Genomic DNA, 4,183 nt, shown 5'->3' on the forward strand with positions numbered 1-4,183 from the left:
GGAAAGGGGACGCCATGACAACGGGTGAACGGGTACTGGACAGTCCGGAGGGCTGGGTCGCGGACCACATCCAGCGGTACGTCGCCACCGGCGGCGCCGAGGGGCACGAGTGGCGGCCGGGGGTCTTCACCCTGCTGCTGACCACCCGGGGCCGGCGGTCCGGCAAACTGCGCCGTACCGCCCTGATCTACGGGCGGGACGGCGACCGGTACGTGGTGGTCGCGTCCCAGGGCGGCGACCCCCGGCACCCCGCGTGGTACCTGAACCTGCTGGACGATCCGCAGGTGGAGGTGCAGGTGGGGGCGGAGACCTTCCACGCGGTCGCGCGGACCGCCGACCCGGCCGAGAAGGCCCGGCTCTGGCCGGTCATGACGGCGATCTGGCCGGCGTACGACGACTACCAGGCCCGGACCGACCGGGACATCCCGCTGGTGCTGCTGGAACGGGGCTGAACTGCCCGGGTCCCCCGTGCGGGGGAGGCGGTTCCCCTCGACGGCGGGAGTCCCGTCCGCGTCGTCGACGGCAGGCTGACGGTACGACGTACGGAGGAACGACCGCTCCGCCGGCCCCGACCGGGGCTGTTCCGCCGTACGCCGGATCCGCCGGCCGCGCCGGGGCGCGGCAGGTGATCGGGGGCGGACCGGCTGTGGCGTCCTGTCCCGGTCGGTCCGGGTGCCCGGCGGGGACCGGATGGTTCCCGCCGGGCCGGCTGCGACCGGTCAGCGGTCAGCGGGCCCAGGGCAGCGGATGCCGCTCGTCGCTGCCGGGCAGCGCGGCGGTGCCCCCGGTGACCATGCAGACCAGCACCTCCGCCGGGGCGTCGGTGGCCCGGATCTGGCGGACCGCGTCAGCCGGCAGGATCAGCGCCTGGCCGGCGTGTACCACCTCGGTGCGGTCGGCCACGGTGACGGTGAGCGAACCGCTGACCGGCATCCACACCTGCTCCCGGTCGATCGTGTGGACCGGTCCGACGGCGCCGACCGGTAGCCGTACCCGCCAGGTGCTCAACTCGCGGCTGCCCTGACTCGGACCCGCGAGTCCACTCATGGTGCCGCCCGGGGACGTGGTCGTCCGGGCTTCGGTCTCGTCTATGACGTTCATTCCCGCTCCTGAGTCAAGTAGCTTTACTCGCCGATGTGGCTGAGTAAAGCTGCTTGACTCGTGTGTGTCAAGATGGCGTCATGTCCGACCACGACCCGCTCGCCGACGCCGAACTCACCTTCCTGCTCGGCATGGGGTTCCAACTGGTGCTCGGCGAGTTCGTCACCCGGGTGGCTGCCGCCGGGTACGCCGACCTGCGACCGGTGCACGGCATGGTCTTCCAGGTGCTCAAGGGGTGCGGGGCGACCGGGAGCGAGCTGGCCGAGCGGCTCGGGGTGACCAAGCAGGCCGCCGGGCAGATCGTCGACGACCTGGAGCGGCGTGGGTACGTCCGCCGGGAGCCGCACCCGGATGGTGGGCGACGGCGACTCGTCGTCCTCACCGACGCGGCGGTCCGGCACCTGGCCGTCGCCGGTGAGGTGTTGCACGAACTGGAGGACGAACTGGCCGACCGGCTCGGCGCGGCCGACCTCGCCCACCTCCGGGAGACGCTCGCCCGGCTGATCCGGGACCGGGCGGGCGACCACCCGCCGCCCCTGCGCCCGGTCTGGTGACGGGCGCGGATCCGGTCGGGTGGGACAGTTTGTCCGTCGCGCTGCGTGGAGGCGACCGTAACTTTCTGCTGACCGATCCGTAGTCCCCGATGGAGGGTCCCAGATGATCAGCAGCTCCACCCGCACCGTCCGGTACGCCGGCCAGGGCGACGCCAGCGAACAGCCGGGGGAGGTGCTCGGGGAGATTCCCCTCCCGCCGTACGTGACCGGCGAGGATGCCCAGTTCGCCGTCCGGGCGGTGGTGGTACACGCCCCGCGCCGGTGGTCCGGCGGAACGGTCTGCCGTAACGACGCCGCCCCCTACCCGTGCCGGCTGAACCGTTGGGGACGACGGGTTCTCGCGCTCCGCGGGCTCCGTCCCGCCGAGATCGAGGCACTGATCGAACGGGGTGATCCGGCTGCCGCGGTGGGACCGGTCGGACGGCCGGTCGCATGACGGCGGAAGCCCAGCCGCGTACCCCCGGACCGCGTACCCCCGCACCACGCCGACCCGGAGCGGTCGTACCCGTGCCGGGCGAGCCGTTGGCTGCGACGGTCGTACCCGTGCCCGGCGAGCCGGGGGACGCGAAGCGGGTACCCGTCCCGGAGCAACCGGGGGACGCGACCGGGGTGCCCGCCCCGGCGGACCCGTCGGCCGGCGTACCCCGGTCGGTGGGTGTCGGGTCGTCCGGAGCGTTCCGGGTGGACGCGGCCGGCGCCACCCTGCGGGGCGACGCGCGTCGCTGGATGGTCCATCTGCCCACCACGGTGTCCACTCTGGACGCCGCGATGTCCCTGGTGGAGCGGATCCGGGACTGCCTGGGGCACGTCAATGTGATCGACTTCGGGGCGGCCACGCTCTCCGACAAGGACCGGCTGATGGTCCGGCACCAGGTCTTCTGCGACGCGCCGCTGGACGATCGTCGCCGCTGCGGGCTCCGCCACGAGCATGCCGGCGTCTGCCGGAGCGGTGCGGACGGTTAACAGGGGCCCCTTCCTATACCGAAAGCGATAAGAAGGGGCCCTTCCTTACCTGCTCAGCAGGTGGCGGGTTTCGTCCAGGAACACTCGACGTCGGTGGACGGGCCCGGTGCGCCGTCCGGCGTGTCGCCGGGTACCCGGCGGGTGTCGGTACCGCCCGGGGCGGCGGTGGCACCGGCACGCTCGGAGTACCCGGCGAGCGTCACCGCGATCTGGTCCTCGATGCTCTTCACCGAGGAGGCGAGATAGTTGTTGAGCACGATGGAGAAGGCCAGCAGCCGGCCGTCGGCGTCGGTCACGTAGCCGGAGAGGCCGGAGACCCCGGTCAGGCTGCCGGTCTTGGCGTGCACGTTGTTCGCGGCGGCGGTACCCCGCATCCGGCTGCGCAGCGTACCGCCGACGAAGCGTTCCGGGTTGCCGGCGATCGGCAGGGCGCGGTACCAGGTGTCGAACCAGGGTTCGGCGCGGACCGCGACCAGCAGGTCGACGAACTCGGTGGGCGGGACCAGGTTGCGCCGGGAGAGCCCGGAGCCGTCCCGCTGGCGCAGCGTCGCGGTGTCCATTCCGGCCCGGGCGACGTACCCGTTGATCGCGGCGATCCCGGCCGGCCAGGTGCCCGCGCCGGCGACGACCCGGCCGATCTCCTTGGTCAGTACCTCCGCGTGGCCGTTGTTGGAGAGCTTCATGAACGGCACCATCAGCTCGGCCAGCGGCATCGAGTCGTGCCGGGCCACCGCTCGGGCGTCCGCCGGGGTGGTCCGGCCGAGCACGGTCCGGCCGAGAACCTGCACCCCGTGCCGGCGCAGCGCCGAGCGGAACACGTCGGCCGCGTACCCGGTCGGCTCCCAGACCGTCATCCAGTCGCTCTCCGCTGCCGCGCCGAGCGCGATCTGGCCGGTGACCACGATGGTGTTGGTGCCGTGGGTACGTTCGAACGAGACGGTGGTCGGGCCGGTGGCCACGGTGGTGGCCCGGTTGTCGATCCGGACGTACCCGGTGGCGGGGGTCAGCGTCACCACCGGGGGTGCGCCGGTGGTGCCGGCCGGGGCGGCGGCGACGATGACGTTGCCGGCGTCGTAGTCGGTGTCCGGTGCCACGGTGAGCGCGGAGACCTGCGCGGCGTAGTAGTACGACTCGTCGTCCCAGGTCCAGTCCGGGCCGAGCCGGGTGGTGTCGTAGCGGGTGTCGTCGGCGACGAGGTTGCCGGTGACCACGCGGACCCCGGAGCCGGCCACGTCGGCGGCGAGCCGGTCGTAGTCTGCGGCGAGCATCGTGGGGTCACCGCCGCCGCGTAGGTAGAGGTCGCCGTCGACCAGGCCGGCCCGGCGGGTGCCGGCCAGGTGGACGTCGGTGCTGAAGCGGTGGTCCGGGCCGAGTAGTTCCAGGGCGGCGGCTGCGGTGAGCAGTTTGGTGTTGGAGGCCGGAATCAGTCGACGGTCGCCGTTGCGGCTGTAGAGGGCGCGGCCGGTGGAGGCGTCGGCCACCACCACGCCCGCCTGGGCGCCGGTCAGTCGGGCGTCGGCCAGCAGGTTGTCCAGGGTCGCGGTGAGCTGGACCAGGGCCGGGGG

6 protein-coding genes are annotated in these 4,183 nt (G+C 73.0%); 4 read left to right on the top strand and 2 right to left on the bottom strand.

What is annotated here, in order from left to right; genetic code table 11:
* Window positions 1-14: 14 nt before the first annotated feature.
* A complete protein-coding gene (locus tag GSF22_RS31410; RefSeq protein WP_208817543.1) occupies window positions 15-452 on the top strand; it encodes a nitroreductase family deazaflavin-dependent oxidoreductase in 438 nt (145 codons plus the stop codon).
* Between the two features lie 274 nt (window positions 453-726).
* On the opposite strand, the gene GSF22_RS31415 is transcribed toward GSF22_RS31410, so the two are convergent.
* Entirely contained in the window at window positions 727-1,101 is a 375-nt protein-coding gene (locus GSF22_RS31415) for a cupin domain-containing protein (RefSeq protein ID WP_208817541.1), read from the bottom strand.
* 80 nt (window positions 1,102-1,181) lie between these two features.
* Here GSF22_RS31415 and GSF22_RS31420 point away from each other — a divergent pair, with 80 nt between their 5' ends.
* From GSF22_RS31420 to GSF22_RS35205, 3 genes are all read left to right on the top strand, one after another.
* Window positions 1,182-1,655 carry a MarR family winged helix-turn-helix transcriptional regulator gene (locus GSF22_RS31420; RefSeq protein WP_244454483.1) on the top strand — a complete coding sequence of 158 codons (474 nt, stop codon included), beginning with the start codon at window positions 1,182-1,184 and terminating at the stop codon, window positions 1,653-1,655.
* A 103-nt stretch (window positions 1,656-1,758) separates the two neighbouring features.
* The gene (locus tag GSF22_RS31425; RefSeq protein ID WP_244454484.1) at window positions 1,759-2,091 is read left to right on the top strand and encodes a hypothetical protein; all 333 of its coding nucleotides are present in this window, start codon (window positions 1,759-1,761) and stop codon (window positions 2,089-2,091) included.
* Window positions 2,088-2,618, top strand: coding sequence for an alanine and proline-rich secreted protein Apa (locus GSF22_RS35205; RefSeq protein ID WP_244454485.1), 531 nt, complete (start codon window positions 2,088-2,090; stop codon window positions 2,616-2,618). Before GSF22_RS31425 ends, GSF22_RS35205 begins: the two co-directional genes overlap by 4 nt.
* Window positions 2,619-2,671: 53 nt before the next feature.
* Here GSF22_RS35205 and dacB read toward each other — a convergent pair.
* Window positions 2,672-4,183 (bottom strand): D-alanyl-D-alanine carboxypeptidase/D-alanyl-D-alanine endopeptidase (gene dacB, locus GSF22_RS31435; protein WP_208817542.1); only part of this gene is annotated, 1,512 nt, incomplete at its 5' end.

This window comes from Micromonospora echinofusca (assembly GCF_017614955.1).
GTDB classification, from domain to species: domain Bacteria; phylum Actinomycetota; class Actinomycetes; order Mycobacteriales; family Micromonosporaceae; genus Micromonospora; species Micromonospora echinofusca_A.

What these genes read in the sequence shown, in the direction of transcription:
- GSF22_RS31425 (WP_244454484.1), top strand. Translation starts at nt 1,759, where the DNA reads ATGATCAGCAGCTCCACCCGCACCGTCCGGTACGCCGGCCAGGGCGAC.
- GSF22_RS31415 (WP_208817541.1), bottom strand. Translation starts at nt 1,101, where the DNA reads ATGAACGTCATAGACGAGACCGAAGCCCGGACGACCACGTCCCCGGGC.
- GSF22_RS35205 (WP_244454485.1), top strand. Translation starts at nt 2,088, where the DNA reads ATGACGGCGGAAGCCCAGCCGCGTACCCCCGGACCGCGTACCCCCGCA.
- GSF22_RS31410 (WP_208817543.1), top strand. Translation starts at nt 15, where the DNA reads ATGACAACGGGTGAACGGGTACTGGACAGTCCGGAGGGCTGGGTCGCG.
- GSF22_RS31420 (WP_244454483.1), top strand. Translation starts at nt 1,182, where the DNA reads ATGTCCGACCACGACCCGCTCGCCGACGCCGAACTCACCTTCCTGCTC.